The 274-nt window shown below is 56.6% G+C and carries 1 protein-coding gene; it reads right to left on the bottom strand.

What is annotated here, in order from left to right:
- Positions 1-274, bottom strand: a 274-nt coding sequence (locus SB752_RS32415) for a hypothetical protein (RefSeq protein WP_410719500.1), incomplete at both ends; no start/stop codon positions are given.

Below are 274 nucleotides of genomic sequence, written 5' to 3'. Positions count from 1 at the left end.
GGAAGTCTGGGTGCTGAGTTTTCTCAATGCCAGCAAGGCTGACTTGATTCTCCCAAGCGGTCAGGGCCTTTCTACGGTCGGACAAGGGGAGCTTTACATTCGGCTTATCGCGGGAATACCCAAATGGTTGATTGCGTGTCGTAATCCGCAGGGTCAGTAGTTCACCCTTGCGTGGAGCGTCCGCAAAGTCGACCCAAATGCGATGCGAGATCGGCGTATGGCTGGGCAGAGGCCACCCGGCCAGCATGGCAAGTGTACGTTGCTGTCCATCCAC

It is taken from the genome of Brevibacillus sp. SIMBA_040 (assembly GCF_046535075.1).
Classification (GTDB): domain Bacteria; phylum Bacillota; class Bacilli; order Brevibacillales; family Brevibacillaceae; genus Brevibacillus.
Note: the sequence above shows the minus strand (reverse complement) of the source record. Positions and strands in the feature narration are given on the sequence as shown.